Origin of the sequence: Hyphomicrobium sp. 802, from assembly GCF_000526135.1 — a bacterium.
Classification (GTDB): Bacteria; Pseudomonadota; Alphaproteobacteria; order Rhizobiales; family Hyphomicrobiaceae; genus Hyphomicrobium_B.
The window spans coordinates 999,786-1,024,752 of the sequence record NZ_JAFM01000001.1; the positions used below are offsets into that span (position 1 = coordinate 999,786).

Annotated in this window: 27 protein-coding genes; 6 read left to right on the forward strand and 21 right to left on the reverse strand. The window is 59.3% G+C overall.

The genetic code is table 11. The annotated features are described in order from the left end of the window. Position 1: 1 nt before the first annotated feature. The 4 genes from pheS to HYP802_RS0104970 all read right to left on the reverse strand — a co-directional run bounded on the left by pheS (position 2) and on the right by HYP802_RS0104970 (position 2,261). Complete coding sequence (pheS, locus tag HYP802_RS0104955) at positions 2-1,078, reverse strand: phenylalanine--tRNA ligase subunit alpha (RefSeq protein ID WP_024275273.1); 1,077 nt, start codon at positions 1,076-1,078, stop codon at positions 2-4. A 178-nt stretch (positions 1,079-1,256) separates the two neighbouring features. Then, complete coding sequence (gene rplT, locus HYP802_RS0104960) at positions 1,257-1,634, reverse strand: 50S ribosomal protein L20 (protein WP_013946005.1); 378 nt, start codon at positions 1,632-1,634, stop codon at positions 1,257-1,259. A 101-nt stretch (positions 1,635-1,735) separates the two neighbouring features. Next, the gene (rpmI, locus tag HYP802_RS0104965; RefSeq protein WP_013946006.1) at positions 1,736-1,936 is read right to left on the reverse strand and encodes a 50S ribosomal protein L35; all 201 of its coding nucleotides are present in this window, start codon (positions 1,934-1,936) and stop codon (positions 1,736-1,738) included. Positions 1,937-2,021: 85 nt separating this feature from the next. Then, positions 2,022-2,261, reverse strand: coding sequence for a hypothetical protein (locus HYP802_RS0104970; protein ID WP_013946007.1), 240 nt, complete (start codon positions 2,259-2,261; stop codon positions 2,022-2,024). 91 nt (positions 2,262-2,352) lie between these two features. On the opposite strand from HYP802_RS0104970, the gene HYP802_RS0104975 reads away from it, so the two are divergent. Beyond that, positions 2,353-2,700, forward strand: coding sequence for a hypothetical protein (locus HYP802_RS0104975; protein WP_013946008.1), 348 nt, complete (start codon positions 2,353-2,355; stop codon positions 2,698-2,700). Here HYP802_RS0104975 and HYP802_RS0104980 read toward each other — a convergent pair. Beyond that, on the reverse strand, positions 2,678-3,136 hold the full coding sequence (locus tag HYP802_RS0104980; RefSeq protein WP_013946009.1) for a GtrA family protein: 459 nt from the start codon (positions 3,134-3,136) through the stop codon (positions 2,678-2,680). The two genes, HYP802_RS0104975 and HYP802_RS0104980, sit on opposite strands and share 23 nt — an antisense overlap. A gap of 234 nt (positions 3,137-3,370) precedes the next feature. Between HYP802_RS0104980 and HYP802_RS0104985 the strand changes: the two genes are divergently transcribed. Beyond that, entirely contained in the window at positions 3,371-3,571 is a 201-nt protein-coding gene (locus HYP802_RS0104985; protein ID WP_013946010.1) for a hypothetical protein, read from the forward strand. A 488-nt stretch (positions 3,572-4,059) separates the two neighbouring features. On the opposite strand, the gene HYP802_RS0104995 is transcribed toward HYP802_RS0104985, so the two are convergent. From HYP802_RS0104995 to HYP802_RS22805, 3 genes are all read right to left on the reverse strand, one after another. Beyond that, a complete protein-coding gene (locus HYP802_RS0104995) occupies positions 4,060-4,434 on the reverse strand; it encodes a cyclic nucleotide-binding domain-containing protein (protein WP_013946012.1) in 375 nt (124 codons plus the stop codon). Between the two features lie 143 nt (positions 4,435-4,577). Further along, positions 4,578-5,108, reverse strand: coding sequence for a translation initiation factor IF-3 (gene infC, locus HYP802_RS0105000; RefSeq protein WP_013946013.1), 531 nt, complete (start codon positions 5,106-5,108; stop codon positions 4,578-4,580). 195 nt (positions 5,109-5,303) lie between these two features. Continuing rightward, entirely contained in the window at positions 5,304-7,283 is a 1,980-nt protein-coding gene (locus HYP802_RS22805; protein WP_024275274.1) for a glycosyltransferase, read from the reverse strand. A gap of 35 nt (positions 7,284-7,318) precedes the next feature. Between HYP802_RS22805 and HYP802_RS0105010 the strand changes: the two genes are divergently transcribed. Further along, positions 7,319-8,113, forward strand: coding sequence for an alpha/beta hydrolase (locus HYP802_RS0105010; RefSeq protein WP_029670794.1), 795 nt, complete (start codon positions 7,319-7,321; stop codon positions 8,111-8,113). Here the strand turns inward: HYP802_RS0105010 and HYP802_RS0105015 are convergent, their stop codons facing one another. The 4 genes from HYP802_RS0105015 to HYP802_RS0105030 all read right to left on the reverse strand — a co-directional run bounded on the left by HYP802_RS0105015 (position 8,114) and on the right by HYP802_RS0105030 (position 11,825). Continuing rightward, complete coding sequence (locus HYP802_RS0105015; protein WP_155831149.1) at positions 8,114-8,986, reverse strand: hypothetical protein; 873 nt, start codon at positions 8,984-8,986, stop codon at positions 8,114-8,116. A gap of 108 nt (positions 8,987-9,094) precedes the next feature. After that, positions 9,095-9,964, reverse strand: coding sequence for an SDR family oxidoreductase (locus HYP802_RS0105020; RefSeq protein WP_024275277.1), 870 nt, complete (start codon positions 9,962-9,964; stop codon positions 9,095-9,097). After that, positions 9,961-11,112, reverse strand: a complete 1,152-nt coding sequence (queG, locus tag HYP802_RS0105025; protein ID WP_024275278.1) for a tRNA epoxyqueuosine(34) reductase QueG — start codon at positions 11,110-11,112, stop codon at positions 9,961-9,963. The genes HYP802_RS0105020 and queG overlap by 4 nt, the downstream gene beginning before the upstream one ends. 8 nt (positions 11,113-11,120) lie before the next feature. Continuing rightward, the gene (locus tag HYP802_RS0105030) at positions 11,121-11,825 is read right to left on the reverse strand and encodes a glutathione S-transferase family protein (protein WP_024275279.1); all 705 of its coding nucleotides are present in this window, start codon (positions 11,823-11,825) and stop codon (positions 11,121-11,123) included. 142 nt (positions 11,826-11,967) lie between these two features. Between HYP802_RS0105030 and HYP802_RS0105035 the strand changes: the two genes are divergently transcribed. Beyond that, positions 11,968-12,765, forward strand: coding sequence for an undecaprenyl-diphosphate phosphatase (locus HYP802_RS0105035; RefSeq protein ID WP_013946020.1), 798 nt, complete (start codon positions 11,968-11,970; stop codon positions 12,763-12,765). A gap of 38 nt (positions 12,766-12,803) precedes the next feature. Here HYP802_RS0105035 and HYP802_RS0105040 read toward each other — a convergent pair whose 3' ends face one another. From HYP802_RS0105040 to HYP802_RS0105065, 6 genes are all read right to left on the reverse strand, one after another. Then, the gene (locus HYP802_RS0105040; RefSeq protein WP_013946021.1) at positions 12,804-13,268 is read right to left on the reverse strand and encodes a PTS sugar transporter subunit IIA; all 465 of its coding nucleotides are present in this window, start codon (positions 13,266-13,268) and stop codon (positions 12,804-12,806) included. A 92-nt stretch (positions 13,269-13,360) separates the two neighbouring features. Further along, positions 13,361-13,975 (reverse strand): ribosome-associated translation inhibitor RaiA, encoded by a 615-nt coding sequence (gene raiA, locus HYP802_RS0105045; protein WP_013946022.1) that lies wholly within the window; start codon positions 13,973-13,975, stop codon positions 13,361-13,363. A 230-nt stretch (positions 13,976-14,205) separates the two neighbouring features. Further along, positions 14,206-15,741: an RNA polymerase factor sigma-54 gene (gene rpoN, locus HYP802_RS0105050; protein WP_013946023.1), complete on the reverse strand. Its 1,536-nt coding sequence runs from the start codon at positions 15,739-15,741 to the stop codon at positions 14,206-14,208. A 44-nt stretch (positions 15,742-15,785) separates the two neighbouring features. Beyond that, positions 15,786-16,562 carry an LPS export ABC transporter ATP-binding protein gene (gene lptB / locus HYP802_RS0105055; RefSeq protein ID WP_244421024.1) on the reverse strand — a complete coding sequence of 259 codons (777 nt, stop codon included), beginning with the start codon at positions 16,560-16,562 and terminating at the stop codon, positions 15,786-15,788. A gap of 141 nt (positions 16,563-16,703) precedes the next feature. Next, positions 16,704-18,656, reverse strand: coding sequence for an LPS export ABC transporter periplasmic protein LptC (lptC, locus tag HYP802_RS0105060; protein WP_013946025.1), 1,953 nt, complete (start codon positions 18,654-18,656; stop codon positions 16,704-16,706). 85 nt (positions 18,657-18,741) lie between these two features. Then, on the reverse strand, positions 18,742-19,362 hold the full coding sequence (locus HYP802_RS0105065; RefSeq protein ID WP_013946026.1) for a ribonuclease H-like domain-containing protein: 621 nt from the start codon (positions 19,360-19,362) through the stop codon (positions 18,742-18,744). Between the two features lie 363 nt (positions 19,363-19,725). Here HYP802_RS0105065 and HYP802_RS0105070 point away from each other — a divergent pair, with 363 nt between their 5' ends. Next, on the forward strand, positions 19,726-19,953 hold the full coding sequence (locus tag HYP802_RS0105070; RefSeq protein WP_013946028.1) for a hypothetical protein: 228 nt from the start codon (positions 19,726-19,728) through the stop codon (positions 19,951-19,953). 36 nt (positions 19,954-19,989) lie between these two features. Here the strand turns inward: HYP802_RS0105070 and HYP802_RS0105075 are convergent, their stop codons facing one another. From HYP802_RS0105075 to HYP802_RS0105085, 3 genes are all read right to left on the reverse strand, one after another. Continuing rightward, complete coding sequence (locus HYP802_RS0105075) at positions 19,990-21,597, reverse strand: MFS transporter (protein ID WP_013946029.1); 1,608 nt, start codon at positions 21,595-21,597, stop codon at positions 19,990-19,992. Further along, entirely contained in the window at positions 21,594-22,763 is a 1,170-nt protein-coding gene (locus HYP802_RS0105080; protein WP_024275281.1) for an HlyD family secretion protein, read from the reverse strand. Before HYP802_RS0105080 ends, HYP802_RS0105075 begins: the two co-directional genes overlap by 4 nt. Before the next feature lie 169 nt (positions 22,764-22,932). Further along, positions 22,933-23,580: a TetR/AcrR family transcriptional regulator gene (locus tag HYP802_RS0105085; RefSeq protein WP_013946031.1), complete on the reverse strand. Its 648-nt coding sequence runs from the start codon at positions 23,578-23,580 to the stop codon at positions 22,933-22,935. Positions 23,581-23,695: 115 nt separating this feature from the next. Here HYP802_RS0105085 and HYP802_RS0105090 point away from each other — a divergent pair, with 115 nt between their 5' ends. Further along, a complete protein-coding gene (locus tag HYP802_RS0105090; RefSeq protein WP_013946033.1) occupies positions 23,696-24,961 on the forward strand; it encodes an HlyD family secretion protein in 1,266 nt (421 codons plus the stop codon). Positions 24,962-24,967: the final 6 nt, after the last annotated feature.

Genomic DNA, 24,967 nt, shown 5'->3' on the forward strand with positions numbered 1-24,967 from the left:
CTTATGTCGACAACCCGCCGCCGAGGGTCGGGACGTCGAGCATCGAGAATCCGTAGTGGCTGAGCCACTTGAGGTCGCCGGAGAAGAAAGAGCGCAAGTCCGGGATGCCGTACTTCAGCATCGTCAGGCGGTCGAGGCCGACACCGAATGCGAAGCCCTGATACTTTTCCGGATCGAGACCGCAGTTGCGCAGCACGTTCGGATGAACCATGCCGCAACCGAGAATTTCCAGCCATTGGCCCGGCTTGCCGATGGCCTCGGCGCCGATGTCGACTTCCATCGACGGCTCCGTGAAGGGGAAGTGCGACGCGCGGAAGCGCATCTTCACTTCATCGACTTCGAAGAAGGCTTTGCAGAACTCCTGCAGAACCCACTTCAGGTGGCCCATGTGGGTCGTCTCGTCGATGACGAGGCCTTCGACCTGATGGAACATCGGCGTGTGGGTCTGGTCGCTGTCCATACGATAGACGCGGCCCGGCGCGATGATGCGGATCGGCGGCTTCTGCGACACCATCGTGCGGATTTGCACCGGACTAGTGTGCGTGCGCAACAATAAGCGCGAACCGTCTGCCTTCGGTGAGAAATAGAACGTGTCGTGATCCTGGCGCGCAGGGTGCTCGGCCGGAATGTTGAGCTTGTCGAAATTCATCTCGTCGGTTTCGACGTCTGGGCCTTCGGCGACCGAGAAACCCATGTCGGCGAAGATTTCGACGACTTCGTCGAGTACTTGCGAAACGGGATGGATGCGGCCGGAGGCAACGGGGCCGAGGCGGACCGGCAGCGTAACATCGGCGCGTTCGGTCTTCAGGCGCTCGTCGAGGGCAGCGGCTTCGAGATCGGATTTGCGGGCATCGAGCGCCTCTGCAACTTTCGTCTTCAGAGCGTTGACCGTCTGACCGAAGCTTTTACGCTCGTCCGGGGGAAGCGATCCGAGCTTGCTCATCAGCTCGGAGACGCGGCCTTTCTTGCCGAGGCTCGAGACGCGGACGGCATCGAGCGTTGCGAGGTCGGCTGCGCCAGAGATTTCGACGAGAAGCTCGCTTTCGAGTTTCGTCAAGTCCGTTTGTGTGTCGGTCATAGGCGGGACGTGCCCTCGCAGATTGTCATCCTCGGGCTCGTCCCGAGGATCCATGCGCAGGCCCCGCTGATGTCGCGGTAGAAAAAGGAGCACGCGGGCGCGCGTGGGTGATTTGCAGCAGAATGGGCCCTCGGGACAAGCCCGAGGGCGACAATAATGGAGGTTCGGCGAACCGAAATTAGGCGGCCTTGGCGACGGGTGACGAGGCAGCAGCGGCCGCCTTGTCGACGAGTGCCTTGAAGCCCGCCGGATCGTTGATGGCGATGTCCGAGAGAACCTTGCGGTCGACTTCGATGCCGAGGTTCGAAAGGCCATTGATAAAGCGGCCGTAGGTCAGGCCATGCTCGCGGACGGCAGCGTTGATGCGCTGGATCCAGAGGGCGCGGAAGTTGCGCTTGCGACGCTTGCGGTCGCGATAAGCGTACTGCTGCGACTTCTCAACCGCCTGCTTGGCGACGCGGATCGTGTTCTTGCGACGGCCGTAAAAGCCCTTCGCGGCCTTGATGACTTTCTTGTGCTTGGCGTGGGCGGTAACGCCACGTTTGACGCGGGCCATGGGATAGCTCCTAGAACTTCAAGATTTATTGGGTGGGCTGAGATTCTCTATTGAGCGCTTGCGACTCCGCTTCGCGGAGCCGGCTGCAAGCGCTGGAGAATTCAGCGGCTGTAGGGCATGTACTTCTTGACGATCTTGGCGTCAGAATCGTTCAGAACGCCCGTACCGCGCGCCTTCTGAATGAACTTCGCCGTGCGCTTGATCATGCCGTGACGCTTACCGGCCTGGGCCGCAACGACCTTGCCCGTGCCCGTCATCTTGAAGCGCTTTTTCGCGCCGCTCTTGGTCTTCAACTTAGGCATTTTGCTTATCCTAATTATCGCTCACGGTCCGCGCCGGACACTTGCGCTGACGCGCTTCGTATCCTGGCCCTCCGCGGGGGCGCCGCTAGCGGCGGGGCGCGGTCGCGCCCACGGACCTTGCGGTCCGAAGTACAGACAGATAGATGTCCGCACTCTCCTGCGAAGGGATGCTTTTTGCGGTTTCCGCCGGTTTTTCAAAAGCATAAGAACCGCCACGGCATGCCTCGCCGGGCGGCTCTGGAGGCGGTTTATAGGGAAGAGTTGGGAAAAGTGCAACTTTTTCGACGCGGGCCGGAAAAAAAGCATCCCGGCTGATGGTTTTCATAGCCCTATCGCGAAAATCCGTATGGATACCACCGAACCAAGTACATGGTTAATGCGTTGGTGGGACGGAAAATCGCGAGGGGAGACGGGGCGTGCGGCAAATCGTTGATCAGATCGTCAATCTGCTCCAGCAGGGCATCACGGCGATTTTTAAATTCGTGGACCTGGTCTGGCAGTGGTCGTTCGGCCAGATGTTCGCGATCTTTCAGTCCAATTGGCAGGCGCTGCCGATCTGGAAGATCGTCGTGCTGGCGATCGTGGTGATTGCGATCATCTACGTGCTCTACCGCGGTTTCTTCCAGCTCTGGCGGGCCGCCGAACAGATTTTCAAAGCGTTCGTCGAGCTTTTGCTGGTGCTGGTATCGGTGCTGCCGTTCGTGCTGCTGGCTGGCATCATCGCGGCAGCGGGAAGCTATGTCATCCAGCACGTGAATTTCTAAAGCCGCGGCCGGTGCCTTCTTCCGGTGAGCTTGCGCTCTGCCCGTCGGGATTCTTTCCGAATACGATCTGCGTGCGCACGTAATAGAGCGTCACGAAGCAGATTAGCACGGAGATGGTTTTGCCCAAGAAGGGCTTCAGGCCCCATTCGTGAACCGTCAACCAGATGACGACGGCCGTGATGAGAAGCCCGACGGCGTTCGTTGCGAGGAATTCGAGAAAGCGACGATGCTCCGACTTCGGCGACAGGCCATGCCGGAAAACGAAGGTTCTTGTCAGTCCGTAATTCACGATCGTCGCGATCGAATACGATATGACGCTCTGCAAAATGGGCCAGCCGAAGGCGTGGGTCAGCGTCAAGAAAATGATATAATCAATAATGGTCGCGCTTAGATTCACGCCCGTATAGAGAAGCGCTTCGCGGACCTTAGGGTTCATGATCGGGGCTTTCGTCGTTGTCGGCGGAGGATGGATATTTTGCGGCGCGGCTTCAAGCCGACCGCTTGCCTCGGTCAAGCGGAGACGCGTGTTTCAATCGGGCGCGGTGGCATTCAGCGGCAAGTTCAGTTTTCCTCCAATTGCGTCTATTTCCCCCTGCTTGAGTGGTGAAGACGTTTGGATATGGCATTCTGGGCAAGCTTTTGTGTACCCCCGTTCGTTGCGAGTTCGGCCATGAAACTCGATCCGTTCGTTGTTGCCATTCTTCTTGTTGCAGCACTTCCGACGGCCGCCATCAGCCTGCGGTCAACCACTGGTTGGCGCGCGGGTATTGTGTTCGCGGCGTTCTATCCGGCGCTTGTCGTCGTGGTCGGCATCGTCATGATTGCGACCTTCATTTCGCTAGCCGCATTGGGGATTGTCGATCTCGATTGAGATTGATCCAATTTGTCATTACCGCGCTAGCGATCGAGCAACGATGCAATTCGAAGTTCTCGAATAATCCGCCGTGTTCGGATGTTCAGTCGCCATTCAGCCAATAAATTGGACATTCTGTACGCGCCCAAACGTAAGCGCCTATGGCACGATTAGAAACAAAAACGGAGTTGAACATGCGTCTCGCACCATTCTTGGCAGCGTCCGTTGTTGCGATCGGTCTTACCGCAGCGGCTTCCGCACCGCAGGCGGCGACGTTCGCGCCTGCACCACTCAAAGGAATCGAAGCCAATCAATCGCTTGCAGCGCCTGTTGCGTGGCGCCGGTATTGCTGGCGGTGGCGGAATATCTGTTCGCGCCGCTGGGGCTGGGGCGGTCCCCGATTCCGCCGCTGCATGTGGCGCCACGGTTGCTGAGTATTCGCCGTTCAAACAAAAACGCCGGCGACCGGACTTGGTCGTCGGCGATTTCATTTCAGGGAATTTTTCTCAGATTTGTTTATTCGTCCGTCGCAGACGAGTGGCGAGCAAGCCCATTACCCTCAGGGCGAATTGCGGATCGTCGCGAATGACGGCAAGGAATGTCGGCTTGTCGATGGCGACGACCTCCGTCGGCTCGGCGGCCATCGCGGCCGCACTTCGCGGTCCGTCGTCGATCAAGGCCATCTCGCCGAAAATGCCGCCGGCGCGGACGTTTTCGAGGACGATCCCGTAGGTAATGACGTCGACGCGGCCTGAGCGCACCATGTACATGGCATTGCCGGCATCTTCTTCGAGAAAGATTTTTTCACCCGCATCGAAGCGGCGGAACGGTGCGCCGATGCGGTCAAGAAGAGAAAAGTCGAACGGCTGCTCGTCGATCATGCGGCGCCTCCGGCGTCCGGCGCGAGATGTCCGATCAAGCTAGAACCGTCCGTGTGTGTCTGCAAGTCGTAGGTCGGCCGACCGAGACGCGAAGGGCGGGGTAAAAGAGAGACCCCGCCGCCTTCCGATCACTTGGGGCTCGGTTACTTGGGAGCCAGGACCATCACCATCTGGCGGCCTTCGAAACGCGGCTCGCTTTCGACCTTCGAGATTGCTTCGGTATCGGCTTTCACGCGCTGCAAGACCGCCATGCCAAGCTGCGAGTGCGCCATCTCGCGACCGCGGAAGCGGAGCGTGATCTTGACCTTGTCGCCGTCTTCGAAGAACCGTTTGATTGCGCGCATTTTGACGTCGTAGTCATGATCGTCGATGCCCGGACGCATCTTGATCTCTTTCAGCTCGACAATCTTCTGGTTCTTGCGGGCTTCGGCGGCTTTCTTCTGTTCCTGGAATTTGAACTTGCCGAAATCGAGAATTTTGCAAACGGGAGGCTCAGCGTCGGGCGAGATCTCAACGAGATCCAGTCCGGCGTCCTCGGCGCGGGCAAGGGCATCGAATTTTGAAATTACGCCGACGTTCTGGCCGTTCTCATCAATGAGACGGACTTCTCGGGCCCGGATTTGGTCGTTGATGCGGGGCCCTGAGTTTTCCCGGCTCTGAGGCTCGGGGCGCATAGGTCTACGGATGGTAAAAGCTCCTCTTGCTGTTTCCGTTATCCACCGTCGTAAATGCAATTGCTCCGGCCTAGGGGCCAGAGTTTCGCGATTGCGCAGAGTTCGTAACTCGGCGCTAAAAGTCAAGCGGAGATGACCGTCAGGTGGTGAAATCATATTGGGCGGCGACAGAGGTCGGCACTGGGGCGTGTGCCGTCAGAATATGAGGCCCGCCGACTTGTTGTTTCCCCGCATTCGCAGGATCCGCTGCCAGCGGTAATAGGCCGTAATTCCTGCAAAGCCGAGGCCGGTCCAGCCGCCGGTAAAGTGACCACGGGCGATGTAATATTTCAGAAAGTGCGCGGGGAATTCGGTCACCGTCCGGATGCTGAGCTCGATTGGCGATTTCGGTTTTGAATTCAAGGCGTTGTAAGTCGCGCGCTCGTCGCACTTGCGGGCCAGATCTTCCAGCGACCGGATGGAATGGTGATAGAGGGTGCCGCGGAGGTGGCCGACCTTTTCGTTTTTTGGCTCAACGGAATCAAACAACGTCGAGTTTGCAAAGCGCACCCGTCGGCGGTCATAGAGCCGGAGGCAGTAGTGATCATTGGCTATCGGGCGCGGTCTGGTCCAGCCGGGATAGACGATTTTGACGGCCATGCCATAGACGCTTTGGGCTGGCAGTCCTTTTTCGAAGATGGCTTCGATCGACCGGCGCAGACCAGAGGTTACGACTTCGTCGGCGTCGAGGTTCAATAGCCAGTCGTTGCGGCACTGCTCCTCGCCGAAGCGCTTTTGCTGGCCGAAGCCCGGCCAAGCATTGAAGATCACCTTGGCGCCGGCAGCTTCGGCAATCGCCTGGGTCCCGTCGCTGCTCCCGGAATCGATGACGATGATCTCGTCGACCCAGTCGCGGACGGAGGCAATGGTGGCTCCGATCCGGTCCGCCTCGTTCAACGCAATGATGAAGCAGGAAACGGGCAAGCGCGATTTCGAGGTTGCGGTCGGTTCTGTGTCGCGTTGCTTCGACGACGTTCGTCTCGCGATGACGCGCTCGTAGACGGCGAGCGTCTTCGATTTGAGCTGGTCGAGGGTGAAGCGGCGCCTGACCTGTGCCGAGCCGCGTGCGCCCATGGCCTTGCGTTCGTCGGGTGACCAGCTCAGCATTTTAGCGATGGCGTTGGCGACGGCTTCGGGATCTGCATAAGGGACGCGCAGTCCGGTAGCTTCATTCGCCGGAACGTCGGGCTCGGTCAGCGCGACCTCGCGTCCGGGGCCGGTATCAGAAACGATCAGCGGCACACCCATTGCCTGGCCTTCGATGGCAACACGCGGCAAACCTTCCTGCTCGGAGATGTTCAAGGCGACGTCGCTGATCGCGTAGGCGGCTGCGACGTCGCGGACATGGCCGGGAAAGCGGAGTTGATGCGCAACTCCGAGGCGTTCGGCCTGCGCTTCGAGTTCGGCCTTGAACGCGGGCTTTTCGATTTCGCCTGCGAGCACGCAAACGAGATCCGGCGCGCCGCGCTGCTTCAGCATACCGAGAGCGGAAACGAGATGGTGCTGGGCCTTGCGCGGCGTAATGCGACCAGCAAGCATCAGCACCGGTTTTGTGCCGTCGGCATCGAGCAGCGTGCGCACCGCCGCCAGTCGTTCTGGCGTAAGTTTCGATGGATCGAAGACCTCTGTATCGAACGCGCGATGGATGACGGCAATGCGATCCTCTGGCGTGTGATAACGCGTGCGAATGAGGTGCGCCATGTAATCCGAGACGGCGATGACCGTGTCGCTGCGCGCCATCACGCTGTTGTAGAAGTTCTTGATGCGACCCTTCTCGGAATACTCGGAATGGTAAGTGGTGACGAAGGGAATGCCGGTGCGTCGTGCGGCAAGGAGTGCGCTCCATGCCGGAGCGCGGCTGCGGGCATGAATGATCGAGACGTTTTCGCGATGGATGATGCCGGCAAGTTTAGAAGCATTCTGCGTCAGAACGATCGGGTTCTTCGTTGCGAGCGGCAGAACGATATGTTCTGCGCCAGCGGCGACCACCTGATCGGCAAGCGGACCACCTTCTGAAGCGACCAGCGCCCGATGTCCGTTTTTGACCAATGCAGCGGCGATCTGCAAACATCCTAATTCGGCGCCGCCCGCTCGCATGCGAGGTATTACTTGCAGGACGGTCAACGGCTTGGTCATCTCAGCTCATCAATTGGGATTCGTTGGGATCAACGATGGACAGTTCCTATAAAATTCCGGGCTCTGAACCGCAAATGCTTCCTGTCGGTAGCGGTACGGAGGCGCGGGAAATCGCGTTTATCCACCACGCCAAAGGCGAACCGGGAGTACTCTGGCTCTCCGGTTTTATGTCGGATATGGGCTCTACGAAGGCGACGGCCGTCGCCGCATGGGCAGATGAGCGCGGACTGTCATCGACACGTTTCGATTATTCGGCGCATGGGCGCTCGTCCGGCACCATGGAAGACGGCACCATCGGGCACTGGCTCGACGAGGCCGACGCAATTTTCTCGACCATAACAAGCGGACCGCAGGTTATCATCGGTTCGAGCATGGGTGGATATATTGCGCTTCTGCTTTTGCGGAGGCTCTTGCGCGACCGGCCTCAAGAGGCTGCGCGCATCAAAGCGATGCTGCTGATCGCGCCGGCCTGGGACATGACAGAAGAACTGATGTGGAAGCGCTTTCCGGAAGAGACGCGCCGCGACATTATGGCCATAGGCTCTTTCCGGCAGCCGTCCGCCTATGCGTCGCCTTATCTCATTACACGCAAACTGATCGAGGATGGACGCAAACACCTTCTTGCGCGCGAATCTTTCGATCCCGGCCGCCCGATCGTCATCTTGCAAGGACTTCAAGACCCCGATGTGCCCGCTCCCCATACGAAGGAACTTAAGACGTTTTTGACGGGCGACAAGGTCAAGCTGGTCGAGATCGCGGACGGCGAGCATCGACTGTCGCGGCCGCAGGATCTCGATCTGCTGTTTTCGGAACTCGATAAACTGGTCTAGCTATTTATCGTTAGCCGACGTCACGTCGATGTCGGGAAGGCCTTCGGCAAGGGTGTTTTCGAGCCGTACGGCGCCTGCGGCTTCGGCTTGCGCTTCTGGCACGACCCAGATGCGAAAATTCTGAGTTGCGAGGCCGTTGTTGCAGGCCAAGCTGGTGCCGTCGACGCGGCAGGTTTTGTCGGCGGTGACGGTGTACGCGCCGGATGAAGCACCACCACCTTCGCCAACCTCGATGACGTCGATGCGATGCATCGGATCGATGATGACGTTGCGAAAAACGCAACCCGATTTGCCGCTGCAGGATTCCGCCGTCATATCGTTTGTACCACTCAAGGCCATGGCTTGATTGCGCGGCAGCGATCGCGCAGGGGCGCGAAAACCGTTCGAGAGCCAGCAGGTACTGTCGATGCAGAGGATCGGGTCGGGTTTGAAGCCGAGACCGGTGCTATCGGGATCAAGAACGAGAAGAACGGTTGCTGCGGAGCGCGTGGGCGGCGTCGGCATCGGTGCGGGTTCAGAGCGTGTGGGCAGCAAATCGGTGACCGGCTTCGGCGGCAGCGCAGCGAGCTTCGCGACAGGTGGCGCAGACACTGTGGATGATGGAACAAACTGCGGTGCCGATTCCGATACGGCTGGTTTTATCGCGATGTGCTCTGCTTCTTGTTGTTTGCGCGCCAATTCTTCGGCCTGAGCGCGTTCCAGCATGTCGGCTTCGTAGTCTGCGCCGGGGCGTGCGAAACTCCGCTGCTGCGGCTCGGCGTCCGTGTCTGAGAATTTCTGCGCGATGGCTTGCGCGGGATCGACTGTTTCAGCGTGGGCAGCGGCGGATACCGTTACGGCAGCCAACGCGGCAAGAAATACTCGAAGCTTCATGGCAATCTCGCCGAAATGCGCGTCGCGCAATGTGCGACGGCTACGATGAGACCATTATTCTCCATTCTGGCGGAATGGCGGAGATCATGTGACCATTTGCAAGAAACTTCACGGCGCAAGACCGGCGATGGCCTTCAGGCCTTCGATATAGGTCGGATAGGCTAGTCTGACGCCAAGCTCGGCCTTCATGCGTGCGTTCGAGACCTTCTTGTTCTCGATGTAGAAGCTGCGTGCCGCGGGCGACAGCGCTTCGTCCGTCGGATCGGTGGCCGGCGGGCAGGGTACGCCGAGCAACTCGGCGCCGTATTCGATCACGTCTTGCGGCGGCGCGGGCATATCATCGGTGACGTTGAAGATATGCGTTCCCGGCGCGAGATTCATGCTGGCTTCGACAGCGGTCGCGATATCGGCGACGTGGATGCGGTTGGTGAATTGTCCCGGCTTGAAGATGCGCCGTGCAGTTCCAGCCTTCAATTGGTCGATGGCGCTGCGGCCTGGTCCGTAGATGCCGGGCAAGCGATAGATGACGAGCGACTTGCCGCTTTTCCTGGCGAGGTTGATCCAACCGGTTTCGGCCTGCAGGCGGCGTTGGCCGCGCGTTGTTCCGGGGTTGGGCTCGGTCGTTTCATCGACCCAGTTGCCGTGGGCATCGCCGTAGACGCCGACAGTCGAAAAATAGCCGATCCACGTGATGGAGGAGCTGGCTGCGATGGCGTCGCCGAAATAGCGCAGAGCCGGATCGCTTTCGGCGTCGGGCGGAATAGAGAGCAGTACATGTGTCGTCGACTTGAGCGCTTCGGCGATATCGGCAGGCGCCGATGTTCCGTCGAAAAGAAAGGGCGTGAAGCCTTGCGCTTTCAGCCCTCGGAGCTTGTCAGGGTGCGACGTCGTTCCTGCGATCGACCAGCCTTGCGCCAACAGGCGGCGGGAAAGCTCGGCGGCACAGTATCCAAGTCCGAAACAGAAAAGACGGCTCATGCCGCTTGTTCCTCCATTGGAATGATCCATTCGGCAGCGACTTCAGGATCGTGTTCGCTATCTCGATAACGGCGCTGCAGGGCGTGCAGTTCATTAGTATCGGCGAGACGCCGCGCTGCCCAGATCGCCATGGCGCGAACGAGAGGCGACTCGTCGGCAAGCAGCGGTTCGATATGACGGAGCAAAGAGCGGTCGCCGGAGTTTCCAGATGCAATGAGCGTGTTGCGCACGATGCGATCGCGTCCGGTGCGTTTGATCGGCGTGCCGGCGAAGCGCAGGCGAAAGGCCGCGTCGTCAAGCGCGAGGAGTTCGGCGAGCGGCGGATTGTCGGTTTCCGGCCGTGCTGCGTATTTAATTTCGGTCGCAGCGCCGGCAAATTTGTTCCACGGGCAAACCGCGGCGCAGTCGTCGCATCCGAAAACACGATTGCCGATAGCGGTGCGAAACTCGGGGGCGATATGGCCTTTGTGTTCGATGGTGAGGTAGGCAATGCAGCGGCGGGCATCGAGCTGATAGGGCGCTGGGAAAGCGTTCGTCGGGCAGATGTCGAGGCATCGGCTGCATGAGCCGCAATGGTCCGTCGTCTCGGCATCGGGTTCCAACTCAGCCGTCGTCAGCATGACACCGAGAAAGAGCCAGTCGCCATGCTCGCGTGATACGAGGATGGTGTGTTTGCCTTGCCAGCCGAGACCGGCTTTCGCGGCCAGAGGTTTTTCCATCAACGGAGCGGTATCGACAAAGACTTTGACGTCCGCGCCGGATCGTTCGGAAAACGTGCGTGCCAGAGATTTGATGCGCTTCTTTAGGACGTCGTGGTAGTCGCGGCCTTTGGCGTAAATGGAGATGGCGGCGTTCGAACGGTGATCGAGCGCTTCGAGCGGATTGGTTGGAGGGGCATAAGATTGACCGAAGACGACTGCGCTTTTCGCTTCAGGCCAGAGCCGGAGCGGATCGCCGCGCCGATCGGCGTGGGTTTCCATCCAGTCCATGTCGCCGTGGCGTTTTTCGTTCAGGAAGTGGGCGAGCCTGCCGGGCAGATGAGCGTCGGATGTGAGCCGCGCAATGCCGACTGCATCGAGGCCGAGCTTCTGCGCTTCGGCGCGGAGCATTTCAGTGTGATCGGAACTCGCGTTTCTAGCGTCAGGCATACTGCCATTTAAAAATCGAGATCCGAATAGGCAAGGGGCGGCGCGGTCCCAGGGACGCGGTCGCCCAGCAGGGCGCGGAACGACGGCCGCGATTTCATGCGCTGGTACCAATTCTTAACGGCCGGATAGTCGTGCCACGAGATTTCGCCCAGGTAATCGCACGTCGAAATATGGGCGGCGGCGGCGAAGTCTGCAAAGCTCAGCTCGTCGCCCGATAACCACCGGCGCGAGTCGGCGAGGTATCCGGTGTAGGAGAGGTGATATTTGAGGTTGGCGCGGACGGCCCTCAGCACGCCTGGATCGGGTGCAATCGGGCCGCTCGGGCGCATCGAATTGTAAACCTTCTCGATTAGCAGCTCGCGGGTAACCTCGCGGTCGAACTTGCCGTGGTACCAATCGATCAGCCTGCGGACTTCTGCGCGGTCCTCACGGTTGCCCGGAATGAGGGCTGGTGGCGCGGCGGTAGCGCCGTCGGCGCTGAACGGCACGTCTTCGGCAATAAACTCAGAGATCGAATAAGCGCCGCAGAGCGTCAGGCCGTTCTCTAGTTCGAGGACAGGCAATTCTCCCGCAGGGTTTTTGGCGAGAAAGCTTTGCCGCCATTCCCAGGGCTTTTCTTCGAACAGTTCGACGTCGACACGGTATTCGGCCAGCGCCAGGCGGATAGACCGGGATCGCGGACAAAGACGGTATTGCGTAAGGCGCAGTGGCATAGCGTTCCTGATCGTGGTGGTGGCGGCACTATACACGTGGTGTCGTCAATTCGATGGCAACTCGGCCAAACGACCGCTTTGGAGTTGTTGGAAATTCTGCTAACGCTCCCTCGTTTTGTATGAGCCCGAGGGGGAAGCAGCGATGGAAACGTGGCAAGTCATATTGCTCGGCTTGATCGAGGGGTTGACGGAGTATCTGCCGGTTTCTTCGACGGCGCATCTCTTGCTAACGGAGCGTCTTCTTGGTGTGACGTCCACAGGACGCACGTTCGAAGTTTTGATTCAACTTGGCGCAATCCTGGCGCTGCTGACGGTCTACTCCGCAAAGCTCTGGCGCTTGGCTGTGGATTTTCCGAGCGATCCGCGGACGCGGCGCTTTGTATTCGCGATTTTGCTCGCGTTTCTGCCGGCTGTTTTCATCGGTGTCGCAGCACACAACATTATCAAGGATGTTCTCTTTGAATCGCCGTTGATCATCTGCGTTTCGCTCGTCATCGGCGGCATCATTTTGCTCGTCGTCGACAGGATGCGTTATCAGCCGCAATATGTCGATGTGATGGATATCCCGCCGCTTAAAGCGCTGATCATCGGGTTCGTGCAGTGTCTGGCGATGATCCCCGGTGTCTCGCGCTCAGGATCGACGATCGTCGGCGGCATGCTGCTCGGAGCTGATAAGCGGACGGCGGCCGAGTTTTCCTTTTTCCTCGCGATGCCGACGATGACGGGCGCGTTTGCCTATGATCTCTACAAGAATTGGTCGATTTTGACGCCGGACGATGTCAGCCACATCGTGCTCGGCTTCATCGCGGCGTTCATCACTGGCGCGATCGTCGTGCGCTATATGCTCGACTTCATTTCGCGACGCGGCCTGTCGTTCTTCGGCTGGTGGCGCATTCTCGTAGGTGGTCTGGGACTCGGTGCGCTGATGGTGCTGCACTAGTCAGCCATAGTCTCCCACAGTTCAAGTGAGTAGCCGGCTCAGGCGGCGTGCGAGGTGACGGGGTTCATCAGAACGTTGCGCAACGCGTCGACGTCCTCGGCGTTACGCAGGCCCTCAAGGGTTGCCGGATCGCGCACGAGGCGAGAAATGCGGGCAAGGGCCTTCAAGTGGTCAGCGCCCGCGCCCTCGGGGGCGAGCAGGAAAAACAGCAGATCGACGGGCTCACCGTCGTGGCTCTCGAATGGGATAGGGTGTTCGAGCCGCGCGAAAATGCATGTGATCGCCCCTACCGTCGGAAGCTTGACGTGAGGGATCGCAATGCCGCGGCCGAGGCTGGTTGAGCTTAGCCGTTCCCGCTGGAGCAGCGCGGCATAGATGTCCGGCGCACCGGCTCCCGTTGCGGCCGAAGCCTTGGCGGCGAGTGCCTGAAGGGCCTGCTTTTTGTCATCAGCTTCCAGACGCGGAATTATCGCGTCGTCGGCAAGCATATCTTCGATGTTCATCCCAGTCCCATCCACGATGAAATGGCCGCCATTGTGGCTTGCCGCGCCGGATGACGGGCGGTGTCCACAGTCATGCAAAGTTAAGCCTACGCTTATTCCACGTGCTTCGGCGCCGATGCGCCGTTCGGTTTTGCCCCCATGGGAAGATCGGCGTCGATCCACCCGATGTGCCCATCATTGCGCCGGTAGACGACATTGAGCCCTCCGTGGGCGGCGTTCTTGAAAATCATGAACGACGCTTCCGACAAATCGAGCTGCAGGACGGCTTCGCTGACCGTCATATGGCTAATGTTGCGCTGTCCTTCGGCGATAATAAGCGGATTCGCCTCGTCCTGCTCGGGCTCGTCGTGATCGTTCAGGCTCACGACGTAGTCGCGGGCCTCGATATCGACTTTGCGCCGGGCAGTAGCGGATGAATGGTTTTTGATGCGGCCCTTGTAGCGGCGCACGCGCGTTTCGAGCCGGTGGGCAGCGGAATCGGCGCTGCTATAGGCATCGGCGCCTTCACCATGGGCTTCGAGCAGGAGGCCGTTCGTCAGGCGCACGGAGCAAGTGGTCTTGAAGACCTCGCGCTCGCGTTCCAGCCGGATGTGTCCATCGACTTCGCGCGCAAGGTATTTCTGCAGCACGGCGCGGATTTTGTCGGCCGCATAGCTTTTGAAGGCGTCGCCAACTTCAACGTTCTTACCGGTGATTTGGATGGTCATATAGATGCCTGTTCTGCACTGCCAAAGTGCGTGCCTCGGGACCGAGCAATGTCTGCTCAGAGGTTGCGAGCCACCTATCGGGACGTCCGTGAGGAAAGTGTGACCGCCACTTCTGACGGGACGTACCTGTTAATAGCGATAGGCTGGGCAAGTTCCCCTGTCAAATCACGCTTGGGCAATTAAGTGAAACGAGAAAATATAGGTTGTTCATTAAGTTAAGGCCATGGAGTTCAAGCCATGCCACCCAAACGTTCCACCAATCTCTTATCGCGACGGCGTTGAACGGATGAGGGAATGCGCATGGCTTCCCGGTATTTGGCGACCGTGCGGCGAGCGATGTCGATGCCCTCGCCTTTCAGGCGGTCTACGAGCTGATCGTCGGATAGGACGTCTTCTGCGCTTTCGGCATCGATAAGCTGCTTGATGCGGTGGCGGACCGCTTCGGACGAATGGGCTTCGCCGTCTGCGGCGGACGCGATCGCCGAGGTAAAGAAATACTTAAGCTCGAAAATGCCCCTCGGCGTCGAAATATACTTGTTTGACGTTACCCGGGAGACCGTCGACTCGTGCATCGAAATGGCGTCGGCGATCACCTTGAGATTGAGTGGGCGCAGGTGCTGCACGCCGTACATGAAAAAGGCGTCCTGCTGGCGGACGATCTGTTCGGCGACCTTCAGAATGGTCCGGGCTCGCTGATCGAGGCTCTTCACCAGCCAGTTGGCCGTTTGCAGGCAGTCGAACAGGTAGGTCTTGTCCTTTTCGGAGGTCGCCGTACGAGCGACCCGCGCGTAATAGGTGCGATTGACCAGAACCCGCGGCAGAGTGTCACTATTCAGCTCGACGTGCCAGCCGCCGTCCGATGCCGCTCGGACGATGACGTCCGGGACGATGGGCTGGACCTGCACCGAGCCGAATTTCAGACCGGGCTTGGGATTGAGCCGCTTGATCTCGCGGATCATGTCGGCCAGCTCGTCCATGTCGATGCCGAGCGCCTTTTTCAGCGCCGGTATGTTGCGGCTGGCAAGTAGGTCGAGGTGGGCCAGCAGGCCCGCCATCAGCGGATCGTAGCGATTTTGGTCCTTGAGCTGGAGCGCCAGGCATTCCGCCAATGAACGGGCGAAAATTCCCGGTGGATCAAATGATTGTAGCTTGGCGAGGACGCTTTCGATGAATTCCAGCGGGGCACCGAGCCGCTCCGAGATCGCGTCCAGATTGGCCGGGATGTAACCCGCTTCATCGACCAGATCGACGAGGTACTGGCCGATCAGCCGTTCACCGGGATCGGACACTGTCAGCGGCAGTTGCGCGGCCAGATGTTCCCGCAGCGAAACCTGGTTCGCGACAAATTCCTCCAGGTCACTTTCGCCGTCGCCGCCATTGTGCATTCGCTGCGAGACGTTGGCCCAGCTCAGCCCGGATGCTGCGCCCGCTGCGGAGCCCGGCTCGCCCGTTCCCGGTTCCTGGAAAACGTTTCCAAAATCGACGTCGAGGCCGCCGGTGTGATCGCGGACCGGCTCTCGCAGGTCGAGCCAGCTTTCGTCTGTGCTGCTGGCACGGTCGTCCTGGCGTTCGTTCAAAGGTTCTTCGACGGGCTTGGAGCCGCCGGTTTCGTCGCGTTCGAGTAGAGGATTGCGCTCAAGCTCGCCATCGACAAACTCTGTCAATTCGAGGTTCGAGAGCTGGAGCAGGCGTATGGCCTGCTGCAGCTGTGGCGTCATGACCAGCTGCTGGCCTTGTCTCAGCTCCAATTTTGCTGAAAGTGCCACGCTATTTAGCTACTCCGTACTTAGAATTCCGGAGCGACCTATACTCAACCGGTATTAACGAACATATCGCCAAGATAAACTCGCCGCACATCTTCATTCGATATGATTTCCGAAGGTTTGCCCTGCGTCAGAACCTGACCGTCGTAGATGATATATGCGCGATCGATAAGACTTAATGTTTCACGAACGTTATGGTCTGTGATCAACACACCAATACCGCGTTCGGTCAAGTGGCGAACCAGCTGCTGAATGTCGCCGACGGCGATTGGGTCGATGCCGGCAAATGGTTCGTCCAGCAACATGAATGACGGGCGCGATGCGAGTGCGCGGGCGATTTCACACCGCCGGCGTTCGCCGCCCGAGAGCGCCATCGCTGCCGATTTTCTGAGCCGTGTGATTGAAAATTCTTCTAGCAAGCTGTCGAGCTGTTCTTTGCGCGCCTTGCGGTCGGGCTCGATCAGTTCGAGCACGGACATGATGTTCTGCTCGACGGTCAGCCCTCGAAAGATCGAAGCTTCCTGCGGCAGGTAGCCGACACCGAGGCGCGCGCGCTGATACATCGGGAGACTCGTCACGTCTTCGCCGTCGAGCGTGATGCGTCCCTCGTCGGCGGCGACGAGACCCGTAATCATATAGAAAACTGTCGTTTTGCCGGCGCCGTTGGGACCTAGCAGGCCGACGGATTCGCCGCGTCCGACCGCGAGGTTGACGCCTTTGACGACCATCCGCTTGCGATAGGATTTCTTAACGTCGTAGGCCGTCAGCCAGCCGTCGGCACCGATGGCGTGGGGATCTTCCGCAGCCGGCGCGGCGTGGGCCACGCCGTTGCTGTAAGCGGCCGATCCATTCGGCGCCTCACGGTTCTTTTTCAGGCGGATGGGTAGAGCCTTAAACACCAAATACCTTGCCGCTGTCCGGCAAGCTCCCTTGACGCCCGAACTCAGGCCAACTCTGCGGCGCGGTCAAGGCGACGTACGGACCTGCCAACCGTCAGCTTGAATTTTCGATTTTCGGAGCTGGCCGGGATAAAAGACCGCACTCGGCCGGTCGGCCTTGAACACCGGACCACCGCCTTGGCCATCGCTGCTGCTGACCATCGCTCCGCTGCTTGTCGCCGTCGGCTCAGTTTTGATCGTGGCTTCGCCGGTTGTCATGTCGATCACGAGCTTGGTCCCGTGAACAATGTTCTTGCCTTGCGTTAGCACGACAGCACCGCCCATCGTCGTCAAATTTTTCTTCACATCCACTTCGGCCCAGTCGCCGGTCGCCGTCTGGCCATCCTTGGCGGTGACGACGACCTTCTTGCGCGCGGTCAGGTGGGTGAGAGAGGCGGCTGTGCTGGATGCCTTGCCGTCGTTGCTGTCGCCCATTCCGGCGCTGCCGGTATAAAATGCCGTAAGCTCCTGCGAGCGCATCGTCATGGTGCCTTGAACGGCTGAGACATTCCCTATGAAAATTGCCTTCTTGGCGTTGTCGTCGACGTCGAGACGGTCGGCCACGACATCATAAGGTGAGTTCGGGTCGGCCTTGAAGGCGGCACCAAACGCGATGCCGTCGCTGTTTTCATTGTCGTTATCAGATTTCGCCGCCGACGCCTTCGCAGGGTCTTTGACGAAATGCGCCGTGATCCGTCCCGGCGAAGAACTTCCCATGAGGTTCGCGGGAGACGAAAGCTGCATCTTTTGCGTGCCGCGATTGTAGATGAGGCGCCGGCCTTTGAGCATGTTCGCGCCCTGGGTCACCACAACGGGGCCGGTCAGCGTCATCGTCTGGGCGGTCTCATCGTAATCGACGCGGTCGCCGACGGCACGCCGGTCGTCGCCTTGGGTGAGGACAACGTTGCCTTCGAGAACGGCGGTATGGGCCAGCGTGTCAAATGTTGCCTGGTCGCTGGTTGCGGTCTGGCCGTTCGGCTGCTTCAGAACGACCGAATCTTTCGCGACGATCAGCTTGACCTGGGTTCCAGACGGGTCCGATGCGTTCGCCGTCTGCGCCTTGGTCTTGTCGTCGCCTTTGCCGGCCGGCGCGACCGAGCCTTGATAGCTGACGACCATTTCGGGCGCTGTCATTGTTGCGCCGGCCTGGTTCGCGACGACGCCGCCGGTGTAGGTCGCGGTTTTCTTGATGTCGTCGATATCGAGGCGGTTCGATGCGACATCGACGGGTTGTCCGGGCTTGCCGAACGGCAGCGCATTCTGGTCCTGCTGATTGTCAGCGGAGGCGGCCGTCTTCTTGGGCTGCATGTGGGTCCGCACGTTGTCGAGGAAGGTATATTCCTTCGTCTTCTGGCGGATCTTCAGCTGATTGGACGTGATTTGACCGGCGCCCATGACGATCGTCGAGGGTTCGTTCGACGTGATGATGTTTTCTTTGGTCTGAATCGTCGCGCGCGTGAGTTTGGCATTGAGGCCGCCGTCGCCGGTCACGTTGATCGCGTCGAACAGTTCGAGGATGTTCGACTTGTTGTCGAAGATGCCGCGTGCAGCGGTGAGGTAGGTCTTCTGTTTTTTGGCGTCGGTCAGCTCGCCCGTTATATGGTCGAGATGAACGGCCGTCATCGTTTTGAGATCCTGCTGCGCCGTTTCGGCTTTCACCCAATAGTGGCCGCCGTCCGAATTGAAGCCCTGATAATGCGGGTTGTGCATCTTCAGGTTGTCGGCAATGATTTTCGGAACCTCGATGGGTGGCAGCGTCGGTCCGACCCCCATGTTTTCAAGGATGTTCAATGCCGCGAGCCCGACCGTTGCGATGGCGGTGAGCGGTAGTCCGATTTTCAGAAATCGCACACGGCGGGAATGGCGGTGTGCAGCCGTGCGGCTTTGGGTGCGATCGCCGGCGATGACGATTCGGCTGCCCGATGCGCGTGACCGTCCGTGCGCGACGCTTGAAGTTTCAGCGGCAGCCATGCTGGCCATGCCATTGCCCCCCTTAGGTCCGGTAATCTCGCCTTAAAATGGGGAGACTTTGGGACCTTGTCGCCTGAGGCGATTTTTCCCGGCTTTAGTGAGCGAATATGTCGTCGTCCTCGAAGCCGGCAAGATCGAGCCGGGCGCGTGTCGGCAGGAAGCCGAAGGCTGATTGCGCAAACTCGGCGCGGCCTTCGCGTGCGAGCATCGTGTCGAGCTTCGACTTGAGCGCATGAAGGTGCAGCACGTCATTGGCGGCGTAGGCCATCTGGCTTTCCGACAGTTCGGGGGCGCCCCAGTCGCTGCTTTGCTGCTGTTTGGAGATTTCAATTCCGAGCAGCTCGCCGACAAGGTCTTTCAGACCGTGGCGGTCGGTGTAAGTGCGCGCCAGTTTGGAGGCGATCTTAGTGCAGTAGAGCGGGGCCGTTTCGACGCCCAGATATTGCTTCATCACCGCGATGTCGAAGCGGGCGAAATGAAAGATTTTCACGATCGCCGGATCCGTCAGCAGCGCCTTCAAACGCGGCGCATCGTAGTTTCTGCCGTCGAACTTGACGAGATGCGCCGCCCCGTCGCCGCTTGATAGCTGCACGAGGCACAGCCTGTCGCGATGCGGATTAAGTCCGAGCGTTTCGGTGTCGATGGCGACGCCGTTGGGAAACGACAATCCGGCAGGAAGATCGCCGTGATGAATTTTGATGTTGGATTTGGTCATGTTGTCTTTCAACGGTCTATCGCGGCTCTGGCGACGAGAGTTTCATCGCGGCGCTCGAAAACCTGGAGAAGCCTGGAAGTAACGCACAGCATTTGGGAGCACTCGGGACGCTAAGAGATTGATGTTGTTGTGCGCCCGAGGACTCAAAGTAGATCGTCTGTAGCATTCGCGTATCGCCGATAGCAAGCACGGTCCCAAGTGTGTTCACGGTAATATCAACCGGGGGCTGTATTGAATGTCGAAAAGGCATTAGGTCGCAAAGCAAACCTCGAGTATGCTCTGACGATCATCGGCTTATTGCCCGGGCGCCGATGGCTGAGAGAGGTACGTGTGCTCCCGCCTGTTTTTAGTGATTGAGCGCACATGAAAGGTACCTTCGGAGGCTTCGATAGCGCGCAAGTCGATATTCTTCAGATGACGTTCGATATCGCTTGCCGAGAGCTCGGTATTACACCCTCGGACGAAGAGGGGCGGGCTCGTGTTGCCAAAGCTGTCATTACCTTGGCAAAGGCTGGCCAGTTCGATCCGGATCGACTGAAAGTTCACGCGATCTCTCGGTTCAGAGAGTACGACGGCGAACGGCTGCAGTAGTCGAAGCGATCAAAAGCGCGCAGATGACCGCTTGGATCAGAACGCCGGGTTTTTCGGCTTCTGGACCGTTGCCACGAGAAGCAGACAGATCGCCGAGCCGACTGCCGCGGCAAGGAAGCCGTCAATATAAGAATAAACAGCGGCCTGCTGAGCGACGGCCGAGCCGAGCAGTTTTGTCGCTCGTCCGGCTGTGACGGCGTGATCAGCGGAGTGCGCGCCCAGAGCGTTCTGGTACGTCGTCAGCCGGTCCACCGTCATGACGGATGAAGCGTCGACATGAAGTCCGATCAGGTTCGAATGAACCTGTTCTCTGACGCGCACGAACGTTTGCATGAAAGACGTGCCGATTTCACCGCCGAACAATCGGCTCATCTGCAAGAGGCTGCCGATCGTCAGCGCGTCCGCGGGCGAGATCGATTTGATGACGAGAACGATTAGGCTCGTCAGCGCGAACGACTGTCCAAGCGCCTGCAGAATTTGCGACGGCAGGAAATCATTGGTCGCCCACTCGCTCGTCAGGTTGGTTCCCATCAGACATGCGATGCCGATCATCAAGTTGCCAAGCGCGAGCACGTAGCGGCCATCGACGCGGTTCAGGATGTAGCCGAGCGGCAGGACGATCGCGAATTGCGGTAACGCGATCCACAGGAGCACCGACCCAACCTGCAATTCGCGGAAGTTTTGCACCGTCTGCAGGTAGCTCGGGATGATGTAGGCGGTCGACAGAATGATGAACCGGAAGCCGGCGAGCAGGAGCAGCAGCGGGATCAGGTTTTCATGGGCGATGACCCGGATGTTGACGAACGGGCTGGGCGATATCAGTTCGCGGGCGATGAATAGCGCCGTCAGCAGTCCGCCGCCGACGAGCAGTCCGACGATCAGGCCACTGTTCAGCCAGTCAAGGCGATTGCCCTGGTCGAGCGCGGCGTAGAGAAGGCCGAAGCCAGCGCCGGCATAAAATATCCCAGGCCAGTCGAGATCGCGCAGTCGGCGGCTTAGGCCGCCTTCGACCGGCATGCCGTACCAAATGCATAAATACATGATGGGCAGCGCGATGCAGTACTGCCAGTCGATCCAATGCCAAGACAGATTGTCGGTGTACCAGCCTTCAAGTGAGGCGGCGACGTTCTGCGACAACTCCGAATTCATGGCATAGATCGAGATGCCATAGATGACGAGGCCCTTCGGAATATTGCGAAGGATGTAGCTGACCGTCAGCGGAATGAACGTTCCCGAGCCGATGCCGCCGAGAAACTGCATGACGAGAAAGGCGGTGAGGTTCGGCGATAGCGGTCCGAGCAGGCTCGTCATGAAGAAGACGATGATGCCCATCAGCAGGATGCGGCGAACACCGAAGATGGCGCCAAGGTAAGGCGAGGCGACGCCGATCAACATTTGTCCGACGCCGAAGCTAGTGGTGATCCAGGCGCCTTCATCGAAGCCGGCGTGCAAGCCACCGCGCAGATCGGCGAGGCCAAACGTCGTCGTGCGGCTGCCGAGCGTGCTCATCGTAGCGCCGAGCAGGACGCCGACCAGCCCGATATAGGGACGCGACGAAATCTTGTGGGTCTGCTGCGTGGTTTGCACCGCGCCGCTCGCGGCTGCGGGGGATGGGGCGGGAGCTGTCGCGGCAGCGGCGCTCATTTGCCGGAGCCCGACGGAATTTTCGGTGTGCCGGCCGTTGGGCTTGCTGCGGACTCCGGCGGTGCGGCGCCGGTATCAATCGTGGCTTCAACTGACATTCCAGGGCGCACCAGCGTGCCAAGAGCCGGATGATGGTCAAGCACGATCTTGACCGGAACGCGCTGCACGACCTTGGTGAAGTTGCCGGTTGCGTTATCGGGCGGAAGGAGCGCGAATGTGCTGCCCGTACCGGGCGACCAGCTGTCAACGTGACCCGTCAATTTCAAATCGGGAAAGGCGTCGACGTGGACGGTCGCAGGCTGACCGAGACGGATATTGGTCATCTGCGTTTCTTTGTAGTTCGCGATGACCCAGATTTCCGGAAGTGTGACGACTGCAATGACTTGGGTGCCGATGTTGACGAACTGGCCAGGTCGTACAAGACGCTGGCCGACCAAACCGTTCACGGGCGAAACGATACGGGTATAGCCGACGTTGTTCTGGGCGAGGGCGGCCTGAGCCTTGGCGGCGCGGACTTGCGCTTCGAGCTGGACCTGCTCGACGTCGAGGCTTGCGAGAATGGCCTTTTGCTGGGTGAGCTGCGCCTTATTGAGTTCAAGCTGAGCAGCTGTCCGCTTGGCATTGTCGTCGGCCTGTTCGACGCCTTGCGGCGTGCCGGCGACGCCGGATTTCAGCAGGTTGCGCTGACGTTCGGATTCCAGATTGTAGCGATCGAGGTCGGCGTTGGTGGCGTCGATGGTCGCTTCGGCCTGGCGGACCAACGCACGCTGCACATCTTTCTGGTTGGCGAGATTGGTGAGGTTTGCCTGGGCGGCGCTGATGTTGGCCTGTGCCTGTACCAGGGCGGCGTTGTAGTCGGCGGGATCAATCTCGACGATGAGCTGTCCTTTTTTCACCAACTGGAAATCGTTGACGGCGACCGATTTGATATAGCCGGACACCTTCGCCGCAAGCGGCGTGACGTCGCCTGAAATGAATGCGTCATCGGTCGTTTCGAAGCGCGCGGCTCCGGTCCAGCGATCCCAATGCCCGGCGACGTACCACGCGATGTAAATCGCGATGGCAACCGCCAGCACGCGCAAGGTCGTAAAGACCCAGGCGGGTGTCGCGCGGCGTGGGGTCGTTGCAGGGTCGGGCTGTTGCGTGCCGGCTGGGCTGTCGGTCATGACTCTCCTCGAAGCAGTGCCGGCAGGACATCATGGCCGTAGAGAATGAGCATTCGCAACGGCGCTATACATGGCTCGTTGCCCCATCTGGACGCCGAAGGGAAGTCCTAAAATTGCCGAAACGCACGATGCAGATGGCAGAGGTTATCAGCGGCTATCGTGGTTTTGCTCAGGCTCGACAGCCGTCGAGGAATAGATGCGCGCAGAACTTCGCGCGGGCCTCGATTTCGTCGGGTTCAGGCACGTGGCCGACACCGAGCATAGCCGAACGCTGAAGATCCATTGTCATCATGCCGCGGATTGCGGAGGCAGATCTGATGGGATCGTCAATTTTGAGTAAACCGCGTTGACGCTGGCGTTCGAGCCATCCGGCGATGGCGTTTGTGGTTTGGGTCACGGCGATCTCGTGAAAGGCAGCCGCGAGTTCGGGAAAGCGGTCGCTTTCGCCGATAACGAGGCGGAGAAGGCCTATGGTCTCCCTGCTCAGCGTCAGCGTGCCGAATGAAATGAGAATACGTTCGAGCGCTTCCGTCAGGTCCAACTTGTCAAGGCTGACAGGATCGACGGCCAGCATGAAGTTGCCAATCCGCTCGGAAATCACCTTCTCGAATAGATCGGCTTTGCAAGGGATCAGACGGTACATCGTCTTGGTCGATATGCCAGCTCTCTGCGCGACGTTACCCATTGTGGTCGCCGCAAAGCCATTGGCTTGAAATTCAGCGGTGGCGGCTTCGACCAGAAGATGAAGCGTCTCCGAGTCCGGCCGGACCTGAGGCCGCCCGCGGCACCGTTTCTGAACCGCACTATTTTGTCCCATGATCATTTTCCAAATTCACTTGACACAGAGATAATGGTTCCTATTTTGGAAAACAGCAAGTTTCTAAAAAAAAATTCTTGGGGCGCTAAGTCCGACATTTGTACAGGAGCCGGCCATGAGTCTTCATCCGAATGCTCTGACGCCAGATAGATCAATTTCTGAAGACGAAACAGTACCTTACGTGGAGCGTCCAATAACGGTCCAGCAGCGTGCGGCACCGGCCGAGATCGCGCCGCATGGTCGCGCTACCGACGAGCCAGATGTCGCTCCCCCGCAGTCGCAGGGGGCAGACTCGGCGGCTGAGCCTGTTCCCCGCAAAGGGCTGAAACGCGTGCTCATTGCTGGTGCTAGCCTCGTTGCCTTCGCTGCTGCCGGTTATCTCGGCTGGGAGTATTGGAACGTCTGGCGCTTCGAAGTCTCGACCGACGACGCCTATGTCCAGGCGGATAATACAACCATAGCGCCGCGCGTCTCAGGCTACCTCACGCAGGTTCTTGTCAATGACAACGAGCGCGTGAAGGTCGGTCAGGTTCTGGCGCGCATCGATTATCGTGATTTCAAGGTCGCGTTGGAGCAGGCGAAGGCCGACGTTCAGGCGGCGAAGGCTGCTGTTGCCAACAAGGTTGCTGCGCTCGATGCCCAGCAGTCGGTCATCAACGCCGCCAAGGCAACGATCGACGTCGACAAAGCCAACGAGACGTTCGCGGAACAGGACAGCGAGCGTTACAGCCATCTTGCATCGACAGGCTATGGTAGCGTCCAGAATGCGCAGCAGGCGGAGGCTCGGATTACGGCTGCCCGTGCTTCTATCGCGCGCGATACGGCGACGCTGACGAATGCGCAGAAGCAGATCGACATTCTCAAGGCGGAAGTTGCGCAAGCGAAAGCTACGCTTTCGCATGATGAGGCCGTGCAGGATCAGGCCGAACTCAATCTCTCATACACGACGGTCGTTTCTCCGATAGACGGCGTCGTCGGCAATCGCACATTGCGTGTCGGTCAGTACGTGCAGGCGGGTACGCAGCTGATGGCTGTCGTGCCGTTGAACGCCGCGTACATCGTCGCGAACTACAAAGAGACGCAGCTCGAAGATGTGCGTCCCGGCCAGCCGGTGAATGTCGAAGTCGACATGTTCCCTGGCGTCGAGATCCCGGCGCACGTTGATAGTCTCGCGCCGGCAAGTGGTCAGCAGTTTGCGTTGCTGCCGCCGGACAATGCGACGGGCAACTTCACGAAGATCGTGCAGCGTATCCCGGTAAAGATTGTGCTCGATCCGGATAGCCCGCTGACAGGCGAGTTGCGTCCGGGAATGTCGGTCTATCCGACCATCGAGACGAAGAAGAAGACAGAGGGGACGGCTGCGTCCGTTGCAGCCAGGTGAGCCCAG

Excerpts from the sequence above, each read along its gene's own strand:
- HYP802_RS0104995 (WP_013946012.1), bottom strand. The coding sequence starts at position 4,434 with ATGATCGACGAGCAGCCGTTCGACTTTTCTCTTCTTGACCGCATCGGC.
- rplT (WP_013946005.1), bottom strand. The coding sequence starts at position 1,634 with ATGGCCCGCGTCAAACGTGGCGTTACCGCCCACGCCAAGCACAAGAAA.
- HYP802_RS0105065 (WP_013946026.1), bottom strand. The coding sequence starts at position 19,362 with ATGACCAAATCCAACATCAAAATTCATCACGGCGATCTTCCTGCCGGA.
- HYP802_RS0104970 (WP_013946007.1), bottom strand. The coding sequence starts at position 2,261 with ATGAAAACCATCAGCCGGGATGCTTTTTTTCCGGCCCGCGTCGAAAAA.
- raiA (WP_013946022.1), bottom strand. The coding sequence starts at position 13,975 with ATGACCATCCAAATCACCGGTAAGAACGTTGAAGTTGGCGACGCCTTC.
- HYP802_RS0105015 (WP_155831149.1), bottom strand. The coding sequence starts at position 8,986 with ATGAAGCTTCGAGTATTTCTTGCCGCGTTGGCTGCCGTAACGGTATCC.
- HYP802_RS0105010 (WP_029670794.1), top strand. The coding sequence starts at position 7,319 with ATGGACAGTTCCTATAAAATTCCGGGCTCTGAACCGCAAATGCTTCCT.
- HYP802_RS0105070 (WP_013946028.1), top strand. The coding sequence starts at position 19,726 with ATGAAAGGTACCTTCGGAGGCTTCGATAGCGCGCAAGTCGATATTCTT.
- HYP802_RS0105075 (WP_013946029.1), bottom strand. The coding sequence starts at position 21,597 with ATGAGCGCCGCTGCCGCGACAGCTCCCGCCCCATCCCCCGCAGCCGCG.
- HYP802_RS0105035 (WP_013946020.1), top strand. The coding sequence starts at position 11,968 with ATGGAAACGTGGCAAGTCATATTGCTCGGCTTGATCGAGGGGTTGACG.
- HYP802_RS0104980 (WP_013946009.1), bottom strand. The coding sequence starts at position 3,136 with ATGAACCCTAAGGTCCGCGAAGCGCTTCTCTATACGGGCGTGAATCTA.
- HYP802_RS0105080 (WP_024275281.1), bottom strand. The coding sequence starts at position 22,763 with ATGACCGACAGCCCAGCCGGCACGCAACAGCCCGACCCTGCAACGACC.
- lptC (WP_013946025.1), bottom strand. The coding sequence starts at position 18,656 with ATGGCCAGCATGGCTGCCGCTGAAACTTCAAGCGTCGCGCACGGACGG.
- HYP802_RS0104985 (WP_013946010.1), top strand. The coding sequence starts at position 3,371 with ATGAAACTCGATCCGTTCGTTGTTGCCATTCTTCTTGTTGCAGCACTT.
- infC (WP_013946013.1), bottom strand. The coding sequence starts at position 5,108 with ATGCGCCCCGAGCCTCAGAGCCGGGAAAACTCAGGGCCCCGCATCAAC.
- HYP802_RS0105090 (WP_013946033.1), top strand. The coding sequence starts at position 23,696 with ATGAGTCTTCATCCGAATGCTCTGACGCCAGATAGATCAATTTCTGAA.
- HYP802_RS0105020 (WP_024275277.1), bottom strand. The coding sequence starts at position 9,964 with ATGAGCCGTCTTTTCTGTTTCGGACTTGGATACTGTGCCGCCGAGCTT.
- HYP802_RS0105085 (WP_013946031.1), bottom strand. The coding sequence starts at position 23,580 with ATGGGACAAAATAGTGCGGTTCAGAAACGGTGCCGCGGGCGGCCTCAG.
- HYP802_RS0105030 (WP_024275279.1), bottom strand. The coding sequence starts at position 11,825 with ATGCCACTGCGCCTTACGCAATACCGTCTTTGTCCGCGATCCCGGTCT.
- rpmI (WP_013946006.1), bottom strand. The coding sequence starts at position 1,936 with ATGCCTAAGTTGAAGACCAAGAGCGGCGCGAAAAAGCGCTTCAAGATG.
- HYP802_RS0105040 (WP_013946021.1), bottom strand. The coding sequence starts at position 13,268 with ATGAACATCGAAGATATGCTTGCCGACGACGCGATAATTCCGCGTCTG.
- HYP802_RS22805 (WP_024275274.1), bottom strand. The coding sequence starts at position 7,283 with ATGACCAAGCCGTTGACCGTCCTGCAAGTAATACCTCGCATGCGAGCG.
- pheS (WP_024275273.1), bottom strand. The coding sequence starts at position 1,078 with ATGACCGACACACAAACGGACTTGACGAAACTCGAAAGCGAGCTTCTC.
- queG (WP_024275278.1), bottom strand. The coding sequence starts at position 11,112 with ATGCCTGACGCTAGAAACGCGAGTTCCGATCACACTGAAATGCTCCGC.